Here is a 20,787-nt window from a genome sequence, read left to right as displayed (position 1 = left end):
CTCTGTGTAGTGGTACTAGCGCGTAGCGTGAGGCTGTTGAGACGCGTGAAGTCGGTACTAAGCGGTCAGGGCATGAGGAAGTCGAAGTCACAGCCTTCACTCGCTTGCGTGACGCATCTGCGATAGAGCGCCGCATAACCTCTTTTCGGGACTGGGGGCGGGACGTGGTCGGCGAGACGTCTTTCGATCTCTCCGGGTTCGACCAGAAGATCAATGCGCTTTTCGGCCACCGAAAGCCGGATACGATCGCCGTTTCGCACCGCCGCCAATGGCCCGCCGATCGCCGCCTCGGGTGTTACATGCAAGACGATCGTGCCAAAGGCGGTTCCAGACATTCGAGCATCGGAAATAAGCACCATGTCCTTCACCCCCTGACGCGCGAGCTTCTTTGGGATCGGAAGATATCCCGCTTCGGGAATGGCCGCCCCATGTGGTCCTGCGTTCTGCAAGACGAGAATGTCGTTGGGTTGCACATCGAGGTCTGGATCATCGATGCGCTGGCTCAAGTCCTCCGGGCTGGTGAAGACCACGGCGCGACCCTCGATCTCGAACAGCTCGGGTGTTGCGGCGGCCCGCTTGAATATGGCGCCGCCTGGCGCCAGCGAGCCCTTGAGCGCGACCAATCCGCCGACGGACGAAATTGGTTCATTGAAGGCACGGATGACGAAGCGGTCCACCCAGTCTAGCGGCTCGGCAAGCCGCTCCTCGAGCGTCCTGCCCTCGACATCGATCGTATCCAGATGCACCAGGTGACGAAGCTCACGCAAGACCGCACCGACCCCGCCCGCTGAATAGAAATCCTCCATGTAGCCTTCGCCGACCGGCTTGAGATCGACGAGAACAGGCGTCTCGTCGGAGATCTCGTTCAGCCGATCCATTGAGACGCGAACGCCGGCACGACCGGCAATGGCGGTCAGGTGAATGATGGCATTGGTTGATCCACCGAGCGCCATAAGTACGCGGAACGCGTTCTCGACTGATTTTTCCGTGACGATCTGCGAGGGCAGAACGGGACGAGAGATGAGTGCGACAGCAGCTTTGCCGGCCTCCTCGGCGGCAACAAGCCTGGCCGCATGAACGGCCGGGATCGCTGCGGTGCCTGGCAGGCTCATTCCGAGCACCTCCGAAATGCAGGCCATCGTGCTCGCCGTGCCCATCACGGCGCAAGTTCCGGCCGTGACAGAGAGGCGGCTTTCCACAAGCTCGATCTCATCCGCGTCGATTTCGCCGCCACGAAACTTGCCCCAGAACCGGCGGCAATCAGTGCAAGCGCCGAGCCTCTCGCCTCTGTGGCGGCCTGTGGTCATCGGTCCCGTCACGACCTGGATGGCAGGCAGATTTGCCGAAACGGCACCCATCAACTGCGCCGGTACAGTCTTGTCGCACCCGCCGATGAGCACGACCGCGTCCATCGGCTGAGCGCGGACCATTTCCTCCGTGTCCATCGCCATGAGGTTGCGGAACATCATGCTCGTCGGATTGAGAAAGACTTCCCCCAGGGAGATCGTCGGGAACGGGCGCGGCAACGCGCCCGCCGCCAGAACGCCGCGCGAGACCGCCTCTACCAGTTCCGGCATCGTGCGGTGGCAATTATTGAAACCAGAGGGAGTCATGGCGATGCCCACCACCGGCCTCTCAAGGAGCTCACGCGATATACCCATGGATCTTGCAAAGGAGCGGCGCAGGTAGACCGCAAAGTCGGCGTCGCCGTAATTCGTCAGGCCGCGGCCGAAACCGTGCTTCTTTGACATGGTTCAAATTCCTTGCACTAACGTCCGTCCACATTCGCGACCCAGATCAGAATCTCGTCGGGATATCGAATAAATCGGTTGAGGCGTCGATAGCATTGGTGCGCCGGCGCAAGCTTCAATGGCGGCTAGCAACCGAGTCAATGCCCCACACACATACGAAGTGGTGCCATCTAGTACCACTGCATAGAGGTTATGACTCTTTTGCGGTTGGGTTTGGATAGGCTTTTGCGAGTTTGACGCGAGCTTGCGCGGTAGAGAACATCCATTTGATGCGAGCCCCGCTGGCGTTGCGTCGGCGTTCCCAGGCTTCGACCTCGGAGGCGGCCGCGGCTTTCGATGCGGCGGTCGAGGCATTGGCCGCGCAGGACGCCGATTTCGATCTCGACCATGTTGAGCCAACTGGCGTGCCTGGATGCGGCGCGCCTCGCCTGCCGGCAGGGTCTGGTAGAGCGCGGCCGGCGTGTGGGTCGACAGATTGTCGAGCACCACCCGGATGCAAGCGGCCTCGGGATAATGGACGTCGACGAGATCGCGCATGCAGTGGGCGAAGTCCTCGGCCGTGCGCCGTTCGGTGACCTTCACCTTGCGTGTCGAGGAAGACGAACAGGTTGGCGGTGCCGTTGCGCTTGTACTCGCAGTCGTGGCGCTCCGGCCTTCCGGATTCGGCCGGGATCGGCTGGCGCACCTCGCCGATCAACTGGGTCGGGCTTTCGTCGAAGCACACCACCGGCCGCGCCGGTCGAGCGCTTCAGCATAAAGGTCGAGTACATCCTCCATGCGCGCGACATACTCTGCGTCGATCTTGGGAATGCACCACATGTCCTTGCGCCACCGCTGAGATCGTTCGCGGCAAGGCGCCGGCGCACCGTTTCGCGCGACAGCCGTTCGTGATCCGTCAGCTTGACGAACGCGTCGGCTAACCCTCCTTCAGTTGCGGAGGTTCCGGAAGCGAAAAAATGAATCAATCACTTGACGGGAAGACGCAGCACTACCCCGCTTCACCGAAAAGCAGGGCCAGTACCTCGCCTTCATCTGGGCTTACAGCCAGATCAACGGACGGGCGCCCGCCGAACGAGATCTGCAACACTATTTCGGCGTCACCGCACCCGCCGTCCACCAGATGGTGCTCACCCTCGAGCAGGCCGGTTTGATCCGAAGGCAGCCCGGCGTGGCCCGCAGCATCGAACTGCTCGTCGATTACAACATCAGCCTGAGCGGCAAGCAGACCTTCGGCGATCTTACGATCCGCGGCGGGATTTCAGGGCGGCTTGAGCTTGGGTATCAGGGACATCGACGACCACTTCGGCGGCCCGGGTTATCATGTCCGTTACCATGACGACATGGATCCGGCGCCGGCGATCGGCGCCACTGTTGCAGTCAACTACGCGCTGACACCAGGTACTTCGCTCTATCTGTCCGGTTCGTTGGATCGCGTGTTTCACAACCGCGGCAAAACGGAACGAGAGGACATTTTGCACGGCACACGCTTCCCCAGGAAGAAGGACGCGGCCGCGGCGGATTTCGAGGCGACGTCGATCTCCTTCGGGCTCAAGGGCTCGTTCTGAGTGCAACGCGAACATGAGGCCGAGAATCAAGGCCCGATCACCAGCTTGGAGCCGACACTGCTTGCCAATTGTCACACGCCATGGATTACCATGCAGTTTCTCCTTATGATTGCGGCGTCCGAGCGCCATGTTTTTACTCTTTATCGGACCAATGAAGCAATCGATTGATTGGATGTGACGCATCCACGCATCGAATGCATCTGGCGCACCTTGCTTTACAGCTTCGAATTCATGGACCGGCGCGGCGGAGGAGGATTATGTACCGTGCTCCGAGCGGCCGACAGCGGCGGCGCCGGCAACAAAACAGCCGCGTGTGACATACGCTAGGGGATCAAGAAGGCAAGAAAGGGCGATGCCTGGCTATGCCTTGAGCAACGCTCTGGCAGATATTCGACACAGATTGGCAGGTCATCGAAATACGCGCAAATTAGAACACGCTAAAAGCGCGCGGCTCTGTGTCGCCAGCTATTCCTCCGGCTCATGGCAGGTTCTGATCCCCCATGTCCTTGGCGACCATGAGGGCCTGTCAACAGCAAAAAAGGTCTTTGCATGCGCTCTAACGTGCAGTGGAAATTGTGTTGGGAAAACGAGTTGCAACTCTCCGACCATGTCGAGCTCACTGAGTTCTTTCGAAGAACCTATGGACCGACCGGGGCCTTCAATGCGAAGCCCTTCGAAGGCAGTCAGAGCTGGGCCGGAGCAAGACCTGAGCTTCGTGCAATCGCCTACGATTCCAGCGGTGTAGCGGCCCACATGGGCTTACTGCGCCGTTTCATCAAGGTTGACGGAGTCGACCTGCTCGTGGCTGAACTCGGCCTCTATGGGGTGCGTCCGGATCTTGAGGGACTCGGGATTGCTCACTCGATCCATTTCATGCTTCCCACACTGCAGGAGTTTCAGGTTCCATTCGCATTCGGTACCGTCCGGCCCGCGCTACGGAAGCACATTGAGAGGTTCGGCCGACACGGTCTGGTGACTGTTATGTCGGGGATCAGCGTACGCTCCACGCTGCCGCACGCGCGTATCGACCTGCCGCCCACGCGCGTCGAGGATCCACTTGTCATCGTCCTGCCTGTCGGAAGGCCGTTCTCCGACTGGCCCGCCGCCAGGATAATTGACCGGAACGGACCAGAACTGTGAGCCACCTCGACTGCTTGCCCGAAGCGCCGACGCTCATTGGCAAGCTCATGCGGTCTCGCCCGCAGTTCAACGTCGAACGCCAGCAGGACCGACAGCGCACCAGCCTCCGGTCAGCAAATTTGCCGGCCGTCTGTTTGATTTCAGGGGATCATATTCTTCCAATGAAGCTGCCGATCGCCGATCAATGGTTCGGCCGGCATAAAAGAGGCATACGGCTCAAGGGCGTTGATCTAAATCGCCTCGTCGCCCCGACGCCCTCATAACGGTTTTGGCATCCGGGATTCGGTTTATTGGGATTCGCTGCAAGCCGCCAATGTCAGTGCCGCTGCGACCCGCCGGCATTGGCCGCGGCCAAATGCGGTACCATATTGGCCATTCGCATTGATCAATACGAAATCATTGCGGCCGGAGCTGAATCGCAACAAAACATCCTAACGGATGTCCTAAATGTGCCCTGGAGCAGGGTGATTCAGGCCGCGATCCCGTTCCAAGCCGATGGGCGAAATGGTGGCTAGAGCAGGCGACTTGAGGGTCGGAATCCATACGCTGTCGCGCTAGGGCGGATTGAGTACAGCCAATAAGTTAAGTCGAGGTGCGGTACGTCCCCCACCTCACAATCACCGATTTAAGATCATTCGCAGCTACGATGCGCTCGAGAAGGTCATCCCGGGCATTAGTGCCGAATCCTAGAAGGATTTTTCCACGTTCCGTAAGAAATGCTCGGCCTTCTGCCAGAAATCTCTCGAGCTGCCTGTAGCCGGGATCAATCGCTCCACGCTCGAGGTCGTCGATAAATTCGAAATTTGCTGGAGCGAAGTTCCAAGGGTAGTTCCAAAAAATGATATCGAACTTGCTCCCGGGAGGAATGTTGTTGAAGATATCACTTTGAATGATCTCGACGTTCTCTATTCCGTTTCTTGCGGCATTCTCCAACGTGTTCGCGACAGCCCTCGGATTGATATCGCAGGCTAGCAACGACAGTGCACCAGTTTTTGCCAGAAGAAGACACGGAAGACCGAAACCGATTTCCAAGATCCGCTTTCGAGCGAATGGAGGGAAGTTCTCGGTAAACCAACGCCAGCTTTGGAAATCTTCGGGCGGAAAAACGACTTCTCGTACGATCAGATCCAGCCCGAACTCTCGCAACTGCCGCGGGAAAGTTCTCTGTTGGCTGGTCCTGAGTTTTGCCCTTATTCTGTCGAGTTCACTCAAATGTTTCTCTCCGGAGCCGACTCCACCGATTTTACGCTGACCGTTTTCGGCCGAGCACTTGCGGTCACCTTCTTGCGAGCACTCGAAGGAGACTCAAAAATTGTGCCAGTCGCGCAGCGCGTGTCGCAGAATTCTGGGGTTGCAACGCTTAAGTGAAGGCGCGTCGAAATAACGTCGCCAAAACCGACAAATAAATGGTCGCGGCGGAAGCGATGCAGGCTTTGATGTCCTATTTGAACGTTCACCCGGTGCCGTAGGCCCGCCCGGCCGCGACGGAAGAGAGTACTTTCATGACCAAGGTGCGGGTCGCCTTCGGACAGCGTGGCTACGACGCGATCGACCGAAGGGGCCGGCAAGGAAATTGCCAACTGCAGCCTGCGCGCTCGTTACCGACAGCCATGTGGCGCATCATAAGAGCGCGCCGGTCTCCGCCGATCGTCTCGGCTATTCCGCGTGCTCACTCCTGTTGGCGCGGCCTGCGAGGAAACCTTCGTGCTAGCTGGCGAACGCGCCGACGCCCCTGTTCACCCCAAGGGCGACAGGCGGGCAAGCGTGTCGGCGCGCCGGTCGCTGTGTAGCAGCTGAAGGCAATGCTGCTTGAGACGCACGAAGTCTGCGGAAGCCATGATCCCCGTTTCGCGCGGCTTGTCAAAAGGCACCACTATCTCCTCCTGGATTCTGCCCGGCTCAGCCTGCATGACGATGATGCGGTCGGCCAGGAGAAGCGCCTCGTCGATATCGTGCGTCACAAAGACGATTGTCTTGCGGAACTGTTCCCAGATATCGAGCAACAGTTCCTGCATGCGCAGCCGCGTCAGCGCGTCCAACGCGCCAAACGGCTCGTCCATCAGAAGCAGGCGGGGCTGGTTGACAAGCACACGGGCAATCTCCACCCGTTGCTGCATGCCGCCGGAAAGCTGTCGCGGATAGCGGTCGAAGAATCCGGAAAGGCCGACGAGGTCAAGCATGCGCTCGGCCTCTCGCCGCCGCTCGTCGCGGCCAACGCCGCGCATCTTGAGACCGAAGGCGACATTGTTGCGCGCGCTCTTCCAGGGAAAGAGCGTGTGGTGCTGGAAGACGATCCCCCGCTCGGGTCCGGGCCCCCTCACGAGCTCCCCGTCGACAGTGAGCCGTCCGGCGGCGGGAGCGATATGGCCCGCAAGCGCGCCAAGCAGAGTCGACTTGCCGCAACCGGAGGGCCCGAGCAGGCAGACGAACTCGCCGGGCAAGACGGCGAAGCTGACGTCGCTTACCGCCTCGAAGGCGTTGCTGCCGTGGCCGAGGCGAATGGAAACGTTGCTCGCCTCGATGAGGCCGGTCAGTGCGTGAAGTTTTCGGTCATGGCCATTCATCATCTACCTTCCTTCACATGCCAGGGCAGAAGTGCTGCGCCCGCCGCCTTGAGCAGTGCGCTGCTGCCCATGCCGAGCAGGCCGATCAGGATCATGCCGACGATGATTTCGGGGTAGTTCTGCAAGGTATAGGACTCCCAGGTATAGTAGCCGATCCCGAACTGACCTGAGATCATCTCGGCTGTCACCAGGCAGAACCAGGCGGTGCCCATGCCAATGACGAGGCCGGTGACGATGTTCGGCGCCGCACCCGGGACAATGACCTCAAAAAGCATCGCCGTTCGCGTGCTGCCCAGGCTGCGGGCGGAAGCCACGAGCCGGGGATCGACGTTTTCCACCCCGTGAACGGTGTTGATAAGGATCGGGAACAGGGCGCCGGTGAACGTGATAAAGATCATCGATGCTTCGGAGGACGGAAACATCAGCACCGCGAGCGGGATCCAGGAAACGGCCGGGACGGGACGCAAGAGCTCGAGCGGCGTCTCAAGAATATCTCCAAGCCGTCGGGACCGGCCGATGACAAGACCGAGCACGACGCCTGCGACGGCCGCGATGCCATAGCCGGCCAACACTCGTCGAATGCTGCTGGAGACGTGATCGTAAAGCCGCGGCGAACGCAGGAACTCCAGTGCCGCCGCGGCGACGTTGACCGGTCCCGGCACGTTCTGGAAGGTGACGACGCCGAGATCGAGCCTGAAGCTCGATGCCATCTGCCAGGCGATGAGGCAGATGGCGAGGGACCCTGCGCGGCGCATCCAGCGCCCGAACGAACGGGTGCTCATGCCAGCCTCAGTTGCTGGCCACGATCGATGCCTTGACGGCGTCGAAGTCGAGCACGTTGCCGCCATGCGCCTTTGCCCAGGCTTCGGCCCTGTCCTTCAGCAGGAAGGCGTCGACCGCGCCGCCGTCGGTGCGCACAAACCAGGCCTGCGCGCCGAGAAGTTTGATGCCGCTTTCACGATCCTGCGCGTAAAACACACGGACGGTCTTGCCTTCCGCCTCGACTCCTTTGAAGACACTCAGCGCAAGTTCAGGGGAAGCGTAGCTGCGAACCAGCGGCTCGCCCGCGACCCAAAGCTGCGCAACGCGCTTGCCGTCGGCGATGGTCTCGCCGGTCGCCGCGTCCTTGGCGTCCAGCGGAAGCTGGGCATAGTTCTTGAGTGCGGCCTCATAATCGAGGCCCGAGGCCTTGAAGGCGGCGCGGATGAAGCGCTCGTCGATGAAGCTGTCGACATCAAGCGAGCGGTCTGCCTTTTTCAGGGACTTGAGTGTTTCGATCGCGGTGGCGACTGCCTGGCGATACTCGGGCTTCCAGGTGAGGTCCCGGGTCTGAAGACCAAGCGGTCCGTGAAAGAGGTAGTCGACCTCCGCCTCGACGCCGCTCACCTCGGCGATCAGTTCGCTGTACTTTTCCGATTCCTTGGCGATCAGCTGATCGGCCTCGATCGCGGCCCGAAGGTAGGCGACGACGACCTCGGGATATTTTTTCGCATAGTCCGCATCGACGAGCGCGCCATGGAAGGTCGGCGTCTTGGCCTGCGACCCATCGTAGATTTTCCGCGCGATGCCGCGCCATGGGAACAGTTCGGCAAATGGAACGAAGTCGGCATGCGCCTCGATCCGGTTTGCCTTGAGAGCCGCGCCCGCGACCTCCGGCGCCTGGGTGATGATCTTGACGTCGCGTTCGGCGTCCCAACCTTCCGCCTTGACGGCCCGCAGGAGCATGCCATGCGAGGTGGATGCGAAGGGCACGGAGATCGTCTTGCCCTTGAGTTCCCCGAGCGACTGAATTTCAGAATCTACGGGCACGACGATACCGTTGCCGCTACCGCCGACACTGCCGGAGAGCGGCGTGATGAAATGGCTTCTGCGGCCGGCGTTGATATGGGCGAGGCCGTTGAAGGAGCCGGGGAAGTCGGCCATCACGCCGAAATCCAGTTTACCGGCGATCTGCTCGTTGGTGATCGGCGCGCCGCTGGTGAAATTCTTCCACTGAATGTCATAATCGACGCCCTGATACTTGCCGTCATGCGGCAGGTATTTTTCCAGAAGCTTGAGTTCACGGATCAACAAGCCGCCCGTGGCGGTGTTGATCGTCGTATCCTGCGTGCCGATTGCAACGCGGATGGTTTCAGCGTCGGCTGTTGAAGAGAAGCCGGCGGCCGCGAGCGCGATCGCAGCCAGATGGACGCGCAAAGTCATGATCATACCTCTTGGTTTGCCGCAATTGGGCGACTGAAGCCTCTTGACCCAGCGTCGGTCGTCGAGCTGCTGTCGCGAAATTTATGAGGCGGCGGCCCGGAAGGAATAAGCAATTACTTGCAGGCGCCAGCAGGCGAGAAGTGCCGGGACACGCGCACCCGGCAAGTCACGGCGACACGCACCGAGTTCGTTCCTCTCGTAAAACCAATTACTTGAAGCGATCCGCTCCGAAATCTGAAGAGGCGACAATGTTTCATGTTCCGGTCCAAAGGCGCAATTATTTTTCTTCTTAATCGGTAGATTATCTCTACTTTGAAGGCGATCACGATGTGGAAGGAGACCGATGTGAGCCTTGACGTCCGCGTAACCGCCGAAAGGGTAGCACGGCCAAAACATACGACTTCTATCGACTTGCCCGCACCGGCCACCCTTCCGGGCGACCAGGCGCTTTTCCTCAGCGAAAGCATTGAAAGACTGGACGAAGGGGCACACTTTCTCGATGCCCTCAAGCCACAGGAATGGGAACGGCTGAGGGCGCACGGCCGCCACCTTTCTTTTGAGACGGGCGAGGCAATTTTTACGCAAGGGGACAAGCACGGCGGCATCTTCATCATCGAGGCCGGTGACGTTCGCGTGTTCTACACCGCGCCGTCCGGGCGCGAGATCACGCTTGCCTATTGGACGAAGGGCCATTTCATCGGCGGCCCGGAAATGACCGGCGGCGGCACCCATATCTGGTCGGGCGAGGCGCTCAGCACCTGTCGCATCCTCTTCCTGCCGGCGCCGGCACTGAAGACGCTGGTGGTCGAGCTGCCAAGCTTCGCCCTCTGTCTTCTGCAGGGACTTGCCGCGAAGGGGCGGTGTTATTCGGCCATGGCGCAGATGCTCGGCACCCGCTCGGTCATCGAACGCCTGGCGCAGTTCCTCATCAATCTCGGCAATCGCCATGGCGTGCGAGACGGGCGGGCGATCATCATCAACGCCAAGGTGACCCACGATCAGATCGCAGCCATGGTCGGCTCGACCCGGCAATGGGTGACGATGATGATGAAGCGGTTCCAGACAGATGGGGTGGTGACGGTAACACCGCGGCATATCCGCATTGAGCGGCCGCATGCGCTGCTGGAGATGGTCTCCAAGCGCGGCGCCTGACGCCGCGCTTTCAAAAAATGCCTAGACCAAACGGGTGAGCGCCCAACGCACAGTCTTGCGCACATCGGGATCCGCATCCGAGACGTGCGCCATCAGGGCGGCGTGCGAGGACGGATCCGCGATCTCGCCGAGGGTTGCTGCCGCTTCCTTGCGCAGCGAAGGCAGGTCGCTCGATAGCAGCGCTGCAATTTCCGACACGACGGTCCGAGCCTTCAGCCTGCCGAGTGCGTTCAGACAATTCTGCCGGACCTGCCAATAATCGTCCGAAAGCCCGGCCGCGAGGCCGTCGATGGCCGAGGCGTGGCCGATCCGGCCAAGCGATTCTGCAGCCGCCGCCCTCACCTGCCAGTTCTCATCGTGCAGCGCTGCCGTGACGGCAAAGGCGACCGCAGCCTGATTGCTGAACGACAGGGCGTTGACCGCCACGGCGCGAACGGTCGCCTCGGCATCGCGCGTGGCCGCGATGAGCGACGGCAGGGTTTCTTCTCGCTTGAGATAGGCAATGACACCAAGCGCTTCGGCTCGCACCTCGGCGCTCTCATCCTTCATGGCCGCAAGCGCGGGGCCCAGTGCTGCCTGCGAACGAAAACCCTTCAGCCCGCGAAAACCGGCTGCGCGCACGAAAGCGTTGTCATGGAACGCAAGCGGCAGAATGACAGGCGCCGCGCCAGCATCCTTCAGCTCCGCAAGCCCATCCGCCGCGGCCCGCGCCACAGTCGCATCCAAATCCGTGACAAGCGTCGTGAGCGCGGCGGCAGCTTCCACCGTGCCGAACTCCGCAAGCGCGATGGCCACCTGAAGGCGCACGCTTTCATCGCTGTCTGAGACCGCGGCAAGAAGATGCGGGAGCCCGTCAGCGCTGGCAGCCTCGGCAAGATCGATGACGGCAAGGCGGCGCACGGCAGCGTCGGCATCGGCAAGGCGGGCCGCTATCTCCTCGGCATCGCCAAAATCTTCAAAGGGTTCGAAAGCACTCATATCAGCGCAACAGGTAGGGAATGTTGACGGTAACGGCGCCGGTCGGGCAGTCTGTTTCACAGGGCATGCAGTACCAGCACTCGTCGAACTTCATGTAGGCCTTGCCCGTCAGATCGCTGATCCGGAGCACATCGAGCGGGCAGACGTCGACGCAGACGGTGCAGCCCTTGTCGGCGATGCATTTGGCGTCGTCGACGACGACGGGAACGGTTGTGGGGGAAAGAGCAAGCGGCATGGCTTTTCCTTGGTCAGGCTTGATTGGAGACGCGGAGACGGTCGTATCCTGACCGCTCTTCGTCCTCGATTGGAACGAGATAAGGTTGGATCGCCCGCTTCTCCGCCGTCATGCGGCCTTCGACCTTGCTAAGAAGCGTGTGGCAGAACCAATTGTCGTCATCCTTTTCCGGAAAGTCGACGCGGTTGTGATAGAGGCCCCATCGGCTCTCGGTGCGGTAAAGCGAGGCGTGTGCTGCCATATCGGCGCAGTCGAGGATCGAGGAGACCTCCAGCGCCCGCATCAATTCATGCGCATTGCGCACCACCAGCGCCGTTTCGAAATCCTCCCGCACTTCGGCGAGGCGCGCCTGACCGATCTGCATCTTCGCCGTCACCTTGGGCGGCTGCAGATAGTCGTTGACCAGTCGACGCGCCTTGTATTCCAGCTGGTTCGGCGGAATGCCATCCCCGCGCCGCGTCGGCGCCAGCACGCGCTCACGCTCCAGCTGCACGAAGTCGGGATCATAGTCCGGCAAATCAATCTCCTGCGCGACTTCGGCGGCATGCTCACCGGCGACGGCGCCATTGGTGAAGGCACCGAGCATGTAATTATGCGGCACGCTCGCCATGTCGCCGGCGGCATAGAGGCCGGGCACCGTGGTGCGGGCAAACTCGTCGACGAAGACGCCCGATGCGCTGTGGCCCGAACAGAAGCCGATCTCGGAAATGTGCATCTCGATCATCTTCTCGCGGTAATCTGTTCCACGCGCCCCATGAAACCGCCCGCGCGACGGACGCTCGACCTTGTGCAGGATCTCCTCGATCTCGCCGACCGTGTCGGGATGGAGGTGATTGAGCTTGAGGAAGACCGGTCCCTTGCCTGACTGGAGTTCATTGTAGAACTCCTGCATCATCTGCCCGGACCAATAGTCGCTTTTGATGAAGCGTTTGCCTTCGCTATTGGCCGTATAGGCGCCGAAGGGTCCCGCGACATAGGCGCAGGCCGGGCCGTTATAGTCCTTGATCAGCGGGTTGATCTGGTAGCACTCAAGATTGGCGAGTGCGGCACCCGCATGATAGGCCATGGCATAGCCGTCGCCGGAATTGGTCGGGTTCTCATAGGTGCCGAACAGATAGCCGGAATGCGGCAGGCCGAGCCGGCCTGCAGCCCCCATGCAGAGGATCACGGTCTTTGCCCGCAGCACGAGGAATTCGGCGCTGCGCGTGTTGACGGCAACGGCGCCGGCGATACGCCCGTCGCTCGCCGTCAAGAGACGCGTCGCCATGAAGCGGTTAGAAATAAGGATGCGCTCCCGCTTCAGCTGGCGATAGAGCGCCTTCTTGACCGTATCGCCATTCGGCATCGGCAGTACATAGGTGCCGAGATGATGGACCTTCTTGAGATCGAAATCGCCATTGGCATTTTTCTGGAAGCGGATGCCGAAGCGATCGAGCTCCTCAATGATATCGTAGCAGCGCGAGGCATATTTGAAGACCGGCGCCTGATCGACGATGCCGTCATTGGCGATCGTGATTTCCTTGGTGTACTGCTCCGGCGTCGCGTAACCCGGCACGACGGCATTGTTCAGGCCATCCATGCCCATCGAGATCGCACCCGACCGCTTTACATTGGCCTTCTCCAATAGCACCACATTCAACGCCGGGTTCTTCTGCTTGGCCTTGAGCGCGGCCATCGGCCCGGCGGTTCCTCCGCCGATCACCAGCACGTCGCAGGTAACTTCCGTGAGACCTTCGACAAAATTGTCCATTCTCTTTCCTCGAACTCATGAATTGGCGAGCGAGCGCAGATACTCCCAAGGGTAGATGCCGCGGTCGTGGCCATCGGAGAAAACCAGGCGCACGGCATAGGCCCCGATTGCTTCAGCGCCCGTAAGCGTCACCCCCTCGAATGAAGCGGCACGACCTTCGATCTCGGCGCGCACCTGGCTTGCGGCGCGGCTATGGGCGCGCAGCACCGGCGCCGGGATGTCAGAAACAAGCCCATCGTCCCATGTGACGGCAAGGCTGCTGCGTGCTGCATTGATCTTGAGGCTGAGAGCGATCATGGCGTTTCCTGATGGTTCGTCCCATCTTAGGAATCGGTAACAGCGCAAACACGCAATAAATTGCCAAAGGGCTGGTTACGGCATCATCGAATGCACTGACACGCAGTCAATCGGCATGTCATTACTGCGCCTTAGAACACTTGCGTTACAGTGATCAGCAACACACCGGTGTGCGATTGAGCCGCGGCATTCGAACATGGAAATGCCGTCGACCATGATGATGATGTTGCCGCCACCTTGAGCACTTCCACTGACCGAGATCACACTCGACCCACCGAGATTGATGCCGACAACCAGTTTTCGAGTGCAATCGCAAGATGTTCTAAAATCTCCGAAAGTTTCATCAATTCCGTGACCGGATGCCTGGTAAGATCGGAATAATCTACCTTATCTGTAGACATTCTTGCAGCTAAAGTTGAGCAATCGGCAAGGCCGTGCAGCTACCCGTGGCGGGTATTCCGCAGCCGGCCAAACAAGAGGAGATAGCACCCATGACAGGCCAGGTCGTTGCTCTCGACAAGCCCTTCGAGCGGATCGGTATCAAACCGGTTGCTGGACGGATCGGAGCCGAAGTGACAGGCGTCAAGCTCGGTGGTTCGCTTGACCCGGACGTCTTCGCAGAGCTTGAGCGGGCTCTCCTGAAGCATAAGGTCATTTTTCTGCGAGACCAGGACCACCTCGACGACGCGTCGCACGAGGCTTTCGGTGCTCTTTTCGGCAAGGTAGTGGCGCATCCCACTGTTCCTTCACCGCAAGGCACTCGCATCTTCGAACTCGATTCTGCCGGCGGCGGTGGTCGAGCCGATTCGTGGCACACGGACGTGACCTTCGTCGAATCCTTCCCCAAGATCTCGGTGCTGCGTGCGGTGATCGTGCCGGAATTTGGTGGTGACACTGTTTGGGCAAATTCAGTGGCGGCCTACGACCAGCTTTCGCCTGCCCTGAAACAATTGGCAGAGCAGCTCTGGGCAGTCCATAGCAACGACTACGATTACGCTGCGGTCCGCCCGACCATCGACCAGGAGCGGCTGAAGCATCACGAGAACGTTTTCGTCTCCTCGGTCTTCGAGGCCGAGCATCCCCTTGTGCATGTGCACCCGCAGACCGGCGAACGGTCACTGCTGCTCGGACATTTTATCAAGAGGCTCATAGGGCTGTCGACCGCGGAGTCGACGCGAATATTCGAGATCCTCCAGAACCGCTCGATACAGCTCGAAAACACGGTGCGCTGGCGGTGGCGGGCGGGTGACGTTGCGATCTGGGACAACCGCGCCACGCAGCACTACGCCATCAATGACTATGGCGACGCGAAGCGACTGGTGCGGCGCGTCACGGTCGAGGGCGCTCCGGCCGTTTCGGTGACCGGCGAACGGAGCCGCACACGCCGGCGTCCTGAAGCTGTAAACGATGACAGCGTCAAGGTGGCAACCGCAGCGTCCTGAAGCCGGTCACCCGACCGCGACGTTGAGTCGGAGGGACGTGTCGTGCGTACCGGCGAGCCGGCACTTTGTCGGTTCGGAGAGGCGAGCGTGCCGGCCGACTCGGTGCTTGCCCTAATCGCGATGCGCTTCTGCTTGCCCGATCGCGTGTAACGATCCTGCAGGCGGCGACCTGCCGACCGGATCGTTGCAATCGTCGCAGGCCTCGAAGGCGGTTCGGCTCGCACAGCGGATCGGAGCAAGCGGACCGTCAAGCGCGCGGATGACCTGGCCGATCATGATCTCCGTGGCGGGCTTCGACAGCGAATAGCCGCCGTTGGGGCCCTTCTTCGAACGCAGGATGCCGGTGTTGCGCAGTTCCAGGAAGGTGGTGTCGAGGAACTTCTTCGGAATATCGTTGCGCGTCGCAATCTCCGTGACGAACGCGGTTTCTCCAGGACCAAGGCGCGCCAGAGCCACAAGCGCCTTCAATCCGTACTTGCCTTTTTCGTAAGCATTGTGGGACTCGGATGGGTGTCGATCGTACACGCGCCGGGTGCGCGCGCAGAGACGTCTATCATTTCTTACTGAGTAGATAGTTTAATGTGCAAGTCCCTGGCCGAACAATGATCACCAATGCCGCCGCCCTGTTGTCGGTGAGATCCGTCGCATACGGCTTCTCGGCCGTGACGGTCGTGACTAAATTCGTCCCTCCGACGCTTTGTGCGAGAAGGTGCCGGCCTTCAACCTGAAACCTATACCGACCAGATTCTTCTGGCCGCGGGATCAATGTCGTAAAGACGGAGCTTGTCCATAATTGGCGACGCGGGCTGCCCGCTGACTTTTGAGGCAATCGTGACACCTAGCACGTCATACTATAGCCCGGTCGCAATCCGGGTTCGGATGAGAGCGAGTACATCATCGAGAACGGCGGTGACCTGAGAAGGCCGAACAATCCATATCCGGCTTTCCAGCGCCCGTAGCCACTAGCAATGTTGATATGCCCGGCCTCGCCGAGATCGATGAGAGCGCTCCCCCAGCAGCGGGCCGTAAGGCGTAGTCTTTCCACGGACATGTAAGGATCGTTGAGACTTCCGACGACGAGGCTCGGGAACGGCAGCCGCGACCGTGGCATGGAGCCGAAGGTAATCATGCAGGGATGCAGCTTCTCCGTCGTCTCGAGGTCACATGGCGCCACCAGCAGTGCGCAACGCACGCGTGATGCAAGGCGATGGTTCGCAAGTTTTGCTGCTAGCACACAGCCGAGGCTATGGGCGACCAGCCCGATACGGCCCGGGCTGGCTTCAATCGCGCTTTCGAGGCACCCCATCCAACTGTCCAGATCGGGACAGGTCCAGTTGTCCTGCTCGACAATTTGGCTGTCCGTATTGTCCCGCGCCCAATGACGCTGCCAATGATCTTCGGGCGATCCATTGAGCCCCGGAAGAATGAGAGTTTCGATGTCCGGAACCACTGACCTCATGCGCGCGATCTCCTTCTAGAGGGCCACTGCCACTTACGTCCGCGGGGCCAAGTCGTCCACCTGCTCGTGGAACAGCAGCCTTCGGAGCTCTATCACCGGCAGCGGATTGACCTACATTTCCATGCTGACGGAACCATGGTTCGCCTATACCTCGTCGAGAATTCGCGCCTGCAATGAGACGGCTGAGGTGTCCGCCGCCCCACGACGCGGGCGGGGAAGGTCGATCGGCATGTCGAGGGCGATCGCGCCGTCGCGCAGGACGATCACCCGATCAGCAAGTGCGACCGCCTCGGCGACATCATGCGTGATTAGAACCGTCGTAAAGCCGTGCTCGTGCCAGATGCGTTCCAGAAGGCGGTGCATCTCCATGCGCGTGAGCGCATCGAGAGCCCCGAATGGTTCGTCCAGCAGGAGGACGCCCGGCCGGCTCACCAGGGCGCGCGCAAGGGCAACGCGCTGGGCCTGGCCCCCCGAAAGAACGGCCGGCCAGTCATTTGCCCGATCCGCAAGCCCGACATCGGCTAGAGCCGCCGCGGCGCTATCGCGCCAATTCTTCGTCCGAGCGATCCCGACATTGCTGATTACCCGATGCCAGGGAAGCAGCCTCGCATCTTGAAACAGAAGCCGCACATTCGACTGAAGCGACTTTACCTCAGCGCCGCCCACTGAAATCATACCGCTGCTCGGCCGGTCGAGGCCGGCAATGAGACGCAGAAGCGTGGACTTGCCGCAACCGGATCGCCCAACGATCGCCAGCAATTGGCCGGCCGGAATCTCCAGATTCAACCGCGAGAGCACTCGCCTGCTCGCGAACGATTTCGACAATCCATCGAGGAGCACGGTCTTCCCATTTACCGGCCGTTCCTCCTGCTTCCGCGGATCCGGCTCGCTGACGACGGTCCGCTCGGTCGGGGCCGGCACTTCCCGGAGAAAGGGCCGGCCACGCAGACGAAGATCGGATGCAGGCTCGCTCATGATGTCGCTTCCCCGGTTGTGTTCATTCGATAGGCGGGATGCCAGGCGAGCGCGCGTGCCTCAATCAGGCGGGTGATGGTATCGGCAACCTTGCCGAGCAGCGCGTAGACAATGACGCCGAGCACGACGACATCGGTCTGCAGAAATTCCCGCGCGTTCATGGTCATGTAGCCGATACCCGAGGTCGACGAGATCGTCTCGGCGACGATGAGGGTCAGCCACATGATGCCGAGCGAAAATCGCAGACCGACCAGGATTGAGGGCAAAGCGCCCGGAAGGATCACCCGCCAGAACAGAGCCAGGCGGCCGAGCCCGTAGACGCGTGCCATCTCGATCAAGCGGACGTCGATCGTGCGAATTCCGTGAAACGTATTCAGGTAAAGCGGAAAGGCGGTTCCGATAGCCACGAGAAAGATCTTCGCCTCCTCGCCTATTCCGAACCACAGGATGACGAGCGGGATAATGGCAAGATGCGGTACGTTGCGGAGCATCTGCATCGAGGTGTCGAACACGACTTCGACAAGCCTTGAAATTCCGGCCAGGATACCGAGGGCAAAACCAATCCCGCCACCGATGATGAGGCCCTTCAAAGCCCGCTCTGTCGAGATCGCAGCATTCGTTAGGAGCGTGCCGTTGCGCACGCTTTCCAAAAAGGCCGCGGCGACAGCGCTCGGCGCCGGCAGGAGACGCATCGACAATAGTCCGCTGCGCGAGGCGATCTCCCATATGACCAGAAGACCCAGCGGCAGCGCCCAGGAAGCCAGGAACGTAAGTGCCGCCGCGCTTCGGGGTTGGGGTAAACGGGTTGCCATCAGGACGCCTTTCTCGCCGGCCGGGTTTCGTTGGCGACGGTCACTTCTGGACTGCGTCGGCGATCTTGATCGTCGACGGGATAAGACCGAGCTCATGAAACACGTCGGCGATCTTCTGCTGCGCGGCGACCACCTCCGGCGTGATCAGCTTTACGCCGTATTGCCGCCGCTCGACGGCCACTTCGAGCACGTCCTTCGGAAGACCGAGTGCCGGGGAGAACTGCTCGGCAACGTCCCTGCGGTTGGCATTGATCCAGGTGTCGACCTCTCCAAGCGACGCGACAATGGTATCGACCACCTCGGGATGCGCATTGATGAAGTTGCGCGAAGCGAGATAGAACTCGTGGTTGTCGACCACGCCGGTGCCATTCGCGAGCTGTCTCGCGCCTGTAGCGGCTTCGGCGGCTGCGAGGAACGGCTCCCAAATCACCCAAGCGTCGACGGCCCCCTTTTCGAAGGCGGCGCGCGCGTCCGCCGGCGGCAGGAATGAAACGTCTATGTCGGAATAGGAGAGCCCCGCCTTCTCGAGCGCCTTGACCAAGAGATAGTGGACGTTCGAGCCCTTGTTCAGCGCGACCTTCTTGCCCTTGAGGTCGGCGACCCCTTTGAGCGGGCTATCCTTCGGGACGATGATCGCCTCCGCTTCCGGGGCCGGCGGCTCATAGCCGACATAGACGAGCGGGGCACCGGCCGCCTGCGCAAAGATGGGAGGCGCTTCACCCGTCGTACCGAAATCGACGGAACCTACGTTGAGCGCCTCAAGGAGTTGCGGTCCGGCGGGAAATTCCGTCCACTCGACCGTATATCCCTGCGGCTCCAGCTTTTCCTCGAGCAGCCCCTTTGTCTTCAGCAGAATGAGCGTGCCATACTTCTGGAACCCTATCCTGACGATCTTGTCTTCCGCATCGGCAACCGTGGCGAGGCCAAGAGCAATACCCCCGGCGAGGGCAATCTTTGCGAGGTATCGTATAGCTGCGTTCATCGAAAAGTCTCCCAAAAGCGGTGCATCCTGATCGGGCAAGGCTGCCACCTACGGCCCCGCGAACCGGGAACGGCAATGGAGATTGCCGATGTGTCACCCTATCGGCTCGCAGGCATCTCTCTCAAATAATAATCTACTAAAATCATATAATAATGGACAACATTTTTCGTCGGAGGCTGAAAGGCGCCTGCGATAGGGGGAGCGGCGTCGCTTCGCGCGCCTATCGCCCTCGGTGAGGGCAGAATTTGGGTCATCAGTGTGACGCCGAGCGCCAGTCCGAACCAGGAATGACACTCGGCTGTAGAAACCGCCATCGCGTGCTGCTGCGAAGGGCCGTATGCGATTATTGTCCCGGCTTGTAGATCTGGTCGAAAACTCCGCCATCGGCGAAGAATTTCGGCTGAGCTTCCTTCCAACCGCCGAATTCGTCGATAGTGACCAGCTTCACCTCGGCAAAGCGCTTGATGTCAGCGGGGTCGGCAAGCTCCGGCTTGAACGGCCGATAATAGTGCTTGGCGGCGAGCTTCTGGCCGCCATCGCTGTAGAGATAGTTGAGGTAGGCTTCCGCGACTTTGCGCGTGCCCTTGCTGTCGACATTGCCGTCGACGAGCGCCACGGGTGGCTCGGCCTTGATCGAAATCGACGGCGTGACGATCTCGAAATTATCGGGGCCGAGTTCTTCAAGCGAGAGATAGGCTTCATTTTCCCAGGCCAGCAGCACGTCACCGAGGCCACGCTGCACGAAGGTGGTGGTTGCGCCGCGCGCACCGGTATCGAGGACCGGAACGTGCTTGAAGAGTTGCGTCACATATTCCTGCGCCTTGGCATCGTCGCCGCCGTTGGCAGCGCGCGCCCAGGCCCAGGCGGCAAGGAAGTTCCAGCGTGCACCGCCCGAAGTCTTGGGGTTCGGCGTGATCACCTGGATGCCTTCCTTGGTCAGGTCACCCCAGTCCTTGATGCCCTTGGGGTTGCCCTTGCGGACCAGGAAGATGATCGTCGACGTGTAGGGAGCGCTGTTGTTTTCGAGGCGGGTCTTCCAGTCGGTCGGGATCTTGCCGGTCGCCTGTGCAATCGCGTCGATATCGGCTTCGAGTGCCAGCGTCACCACATCGGCCTCGAGGCCGTCGATCACCGAGCGGGCCTGCTTGCCAGAGCCGCCGTGAGAGGTCTGGATCGTGACGGTTTCGCCCGTATCGGCCTTCCATTTTTCCGCGAAGGCGGCGTTGAAGTCCTTGTAGAGTTCCCGCGTCGGATCATAGGACACGTTCAGAAGTGTGGTGTCTGCCTGAGCGAGAGCAGCAGCACCAAGCTGCAGGCTCCCTAGCACGAGCGAAAGTTTCAGTAATCCGGCAAGTTTATTCGAAAGCATTCGAACCTCCATTTATTTGCTCAGATAAACTATCAATTTAATTGACTGTCACAACGTAAACAGATGACGCGGCAGGCATCATACGGGGAAAGACCTATTCTCTTTGACGTTCAT

At 60.4% G+C, this 20,787-nt stretch carries 19 protein-coding genes and 2 pseudogenes; 5 read left to right on the top strand and 16 right to left on the bottom strand.

Annotation, left to right across the window (positions count from 1 at the left end; genetic code table 11):
• Window positions 1–65 precede the first annotated feature (65 nt).
• On the bottom strand, window positions 66–1,751 hold the full coding sequence (locus RB548_RS22280; protein ID WP_331375238.1) for a dihydroxy-acid dehydratase: 1,686 nt from the start codon (window positions 1,749–1,751) through the stop codon (window positions 66–68).
• 190 nt (window positions 1,752–1,941) lie between these two features.
• Window positions 1,942–2,671, bottom strand: a pseudogene (locus tag RB548_RS22275) (IS630 family transposase); the annotation flags it as partial.
• Between the two features lie 110 nt (window positions 2,672–2,781).
• Between RB548_RS22275 and RB548_RS22270 the strand changes: the two are divergent.
• The 3 genes and pseudogenes from RB548_RS22270 to RB548_RS22260 form a co-directional block, all read left to right on the top strand.
• Window positions 2,782–2,949: pseudogene (locus RB548_RS22270) on the top strand (helix-turn-helix domain-containing protein); the annotation flags it as partial.
• Window positions 2,950–3,025: 76 nt separating this feature from the next.
• Window positions 3,026–3,316, top strand: a complete 291-nt coding sequence (locus RB548_RS22265) for an omptin family outer membrane protease (protein ID WP_331375237.1) — start codon at window positions 3,026–3,028, stop codon at window positions 3,314–3,316.
• Between the two features lie 549 nt (window positions 3,317–3,865).
• A complete protein-coding gene (locus RB548_RS22260) occupies window positions 3,866–4,456 on the top strand; it encodes a NodA family N-acyltransferase (protein WP_331375236.1) in 591 nt (196 codons plus the stop codon).
• A 582-nt stretch (window positions 4,457–5,038) separates the two neighbouring features.
• Here RB548_RS22260 and RB548_RS22255 read toward each other — a convergent pair.
• The 4 genes from RB548_RS22255 to RB548_RS22240 form a co-directional block, all read right to left on the bottom strand.
• Window positions 5,039–5,668: a methyltransferase domain-containing protein gene (locus RB548_RS22255; RefSeq protein WP_331375235.1), complete on the bottom strand. Its 630-nt coding sequence runs from the start codon at window positions 5,666–5,668 to the stop codon at window positions 5,039–5,041.
• A 524-nt stretch (window positions 5,669–6,192) separates the two neighbouring features.
• Entirely contained in the window at window positions 6,193–7,020 is an 828-nt protein-coding gene (locus tag RB548_RS22250; RefSeq protein ID WP_331375430.1) for an ABC transporter ATP-binding protein, read from the bottom strand.
• Window positions 7,020–7,802, bottom strand: a complete 783-nt coding sequence (locus RB548_RS22245; protein WP_331375234.1) for an ABC transporter permease — start codon at window positions 7,800–7,802, stop codon at window positions 7,020–7,022. The genes RB548_RS22250 and RB548_RS22245 overlap by 1 nt, the downstream gene beginning before the upstream one ends.
• A gap of 7 nt (window positions 7,803–7,809) precedes the next feature.
• The gene (locus RB548_RS22240; protein ID WP_331375233.1) at window positions 7,810–9,222 is read right to left on the bottom strand and encodes an ABC transporter substrate-binding protein; all 1,413 of its coding nucleotides are present in this window, start codon (window positions 9,220–9,222) and stop codon (window positions 7,810–7,812) included.
• Between the two features lie 345 nt (window positions 9,223–9,567).
• Here RB548_RS22240 and RB548_RS22235 point away from each other — a divergent pair, with 345 nt between their 5' ends.
• Window positions 9,568–10,374: a Crp/Fnr family transcriptional regulator gene (locus tag RB548_RS22235; RefSeq protein WP_408642431.1), complete on the top strand. Its 807-nt coding sequence runs from the start codon at window positions 9,568–9,570 to the stop codon at window positions 10,372–10,374.
• A 21-nt stretch (window positions 10,375–10,395) separates the two neighbouring features.
• On the opposite strand, the gene RB548_RS22230 is transcribed toward RB548_RS22235, so the two are convergent.
• Genes RB548_RS22230 through RB548_RS22215 form a run of 4 tightly spaced genes read right to left on the bottom strand, consistent with a single transcriptional unit; the run spans window position 10,396 to window position 13,634 of the window.
• Window positions 10,396–11,352, bottom strand: coding sequence for a HEAT repeat domain-containing protein (locus RB548_RS22230; protein WP_331375232.1), 957 nt, complete (start codon window positions 11,350–11,352; stop codon window positions 10,396–10,398).
• A gap of 1 nt (window position 11,353) precedes the next feature.
• Window positions 11,354–11,587, bottom strand: a complete 234-nt coding sequence (locus RB548_RS22225; protein WP_064253763.1) for a 4Fe-4S dicluster domain-containing protein — start codon at window positions 11,585–11,587, stop codon at window positions 11,354–11,356.
• Between the two features lie 13 nt (window positions 11,588–11,600).
• Complete coding sequence (locus tag RB548_RS22220) at window positions 11,601–13,337, bottom strand: fumarate reductase/succinate dehydrogenase flavoprotein subunit (protein ID WP_331375231.1); 1,737 nt, start codon at window positions 13,335–13,337, stop codon at window positions 11,601–11,603.
• 15 nt (window positions 13,338–13,352) lie between these two features.
• Window positions 13,353–13,634, bottom strand: a complete 282-nt coding sequence (locus tag RB548_RS22215; RefSeq protein WP_331375230.1) for a DUF971 domain-containing protein — start codon at window positions 13,632–13,634, stop codon at window positions 13,353–13,355.
• 491 nt (window positions 13,635–14,125) lie between these two features.
• On the opposite strand from RB548_RS22215, the gene RB548_RS22210 reads away from it, so the two are divergent.
• Window positions 14,126–15,076, top strand: coding sequence for a TauD/TfdA dioxygenase family protein (locus RB548_RS22210; RefSeq protein ID WP_331375229.1), 951 nt, complete (start codon window positions 14,126–14,128; stop codon window positions 15,074–15,076).
• A 111-nt stretch (window positions 15,077–15,187) separates the two neighbouring features.
• On the opposite strand, the gene RB548_RS22205 is transcribed toward RB548_RS22210, so the two are convergent.
• The 6 genes from RB548_RS22205 to RB548_RS22180 form a co-directional block, all read right to left on the bottom strand.
• On the bottom strand, window positions 15,188–15,544 hold the full coding sequence (locus RB548_RS22205; protein WP_331375228.1) for an RrF2 family transcriptional regulator: 357 nt from the start codon (window positions 15,542–15,544) through the stop codon (window positions 15,188–15,190).
• A 370-nt stretch (window positions 15,545–15,914) separates the two neighbouring features.
• Window positions 15,915–16,535: an RBBP9/YdeN family alpha/beta hydrolase gene (locus tag RB548_RS22200; RefSeq protein WP_331375227.1), complete on the bottom strand. Its 621-nt coding sequence runs from the start codon at window positions 16,533–16,535 to the stop codon at window positions 15,915–15,917.
• 144 nt (window positions 16,536–16,679) lie between these two features.
• Window positions 16,680–17,510 (bottom strand): ATP-binding cassette domain-containing protein, encoded by an 831-nt coding sequence (locus RB548_RS22195; protein WP_331375226.1) that lies wholly within the window; start codon window positions 17,508–17,510, stop codon window positions 16,680–16,682.
• On the bottom strand, window positions 17,507–18,322 hold the full coding sequence (locus RB548_RS22190; protein ID WP_331375225.1) for an ABC transporter permease subunit: 816 nt from the start codon (window positions 18,320–18,322) through the stop codon (window positions 17,507–17,509). Before RB548_RS22190 ends, RB548_RS22195 begins: the two co-directional genes overlap by 4 nt.
• Before the next feature lie 40 nt (window positions 18,323–18,362).
• Window positions 18,363–19,304 carry a sulfonate ABC transporter substrate-binding protein gene (locus RB548_RS22185; protein ID WP_331375224.1) on the bottom strand — a complete coding sequence of 314 codons (942 nt, stop codon included), beginning with the start codon at window positions 19,302–19,304 and terminating at the stop codon, window positions 18,363–18,365.
• A gap of 343 nt (window positions 19,305–19,647) precedes the next feature.
• Window positions 19,648–20,673: a sulfate ABC transporter substrate-binding protein gene (locus RB548_RS22180; RefSeq protein ID WP_331375223.1), complete on the bottom strand. Its 1,026-nt coding sequence runs from the start codon at window positions 20,671–20,673 to the stop codon at window positions 19,648–19,650.
• Window positions 20,674–20,787: the final 114 nt, after the last annotated feature.

It is taken from the genome of Sinorhizobium chiapasense (assembly GCF_036488675.1).
Classification (GTDB): Bacteria; Pseudomonadota; Alphaproteobacteria; order Rhizobiales; family Rhizobiaceae; genus Sinorhizobium; species Sinorhizobium chiapasense.
This window is presented reverse-complemented; position numbering and strand designations above follow the sequence as displayed.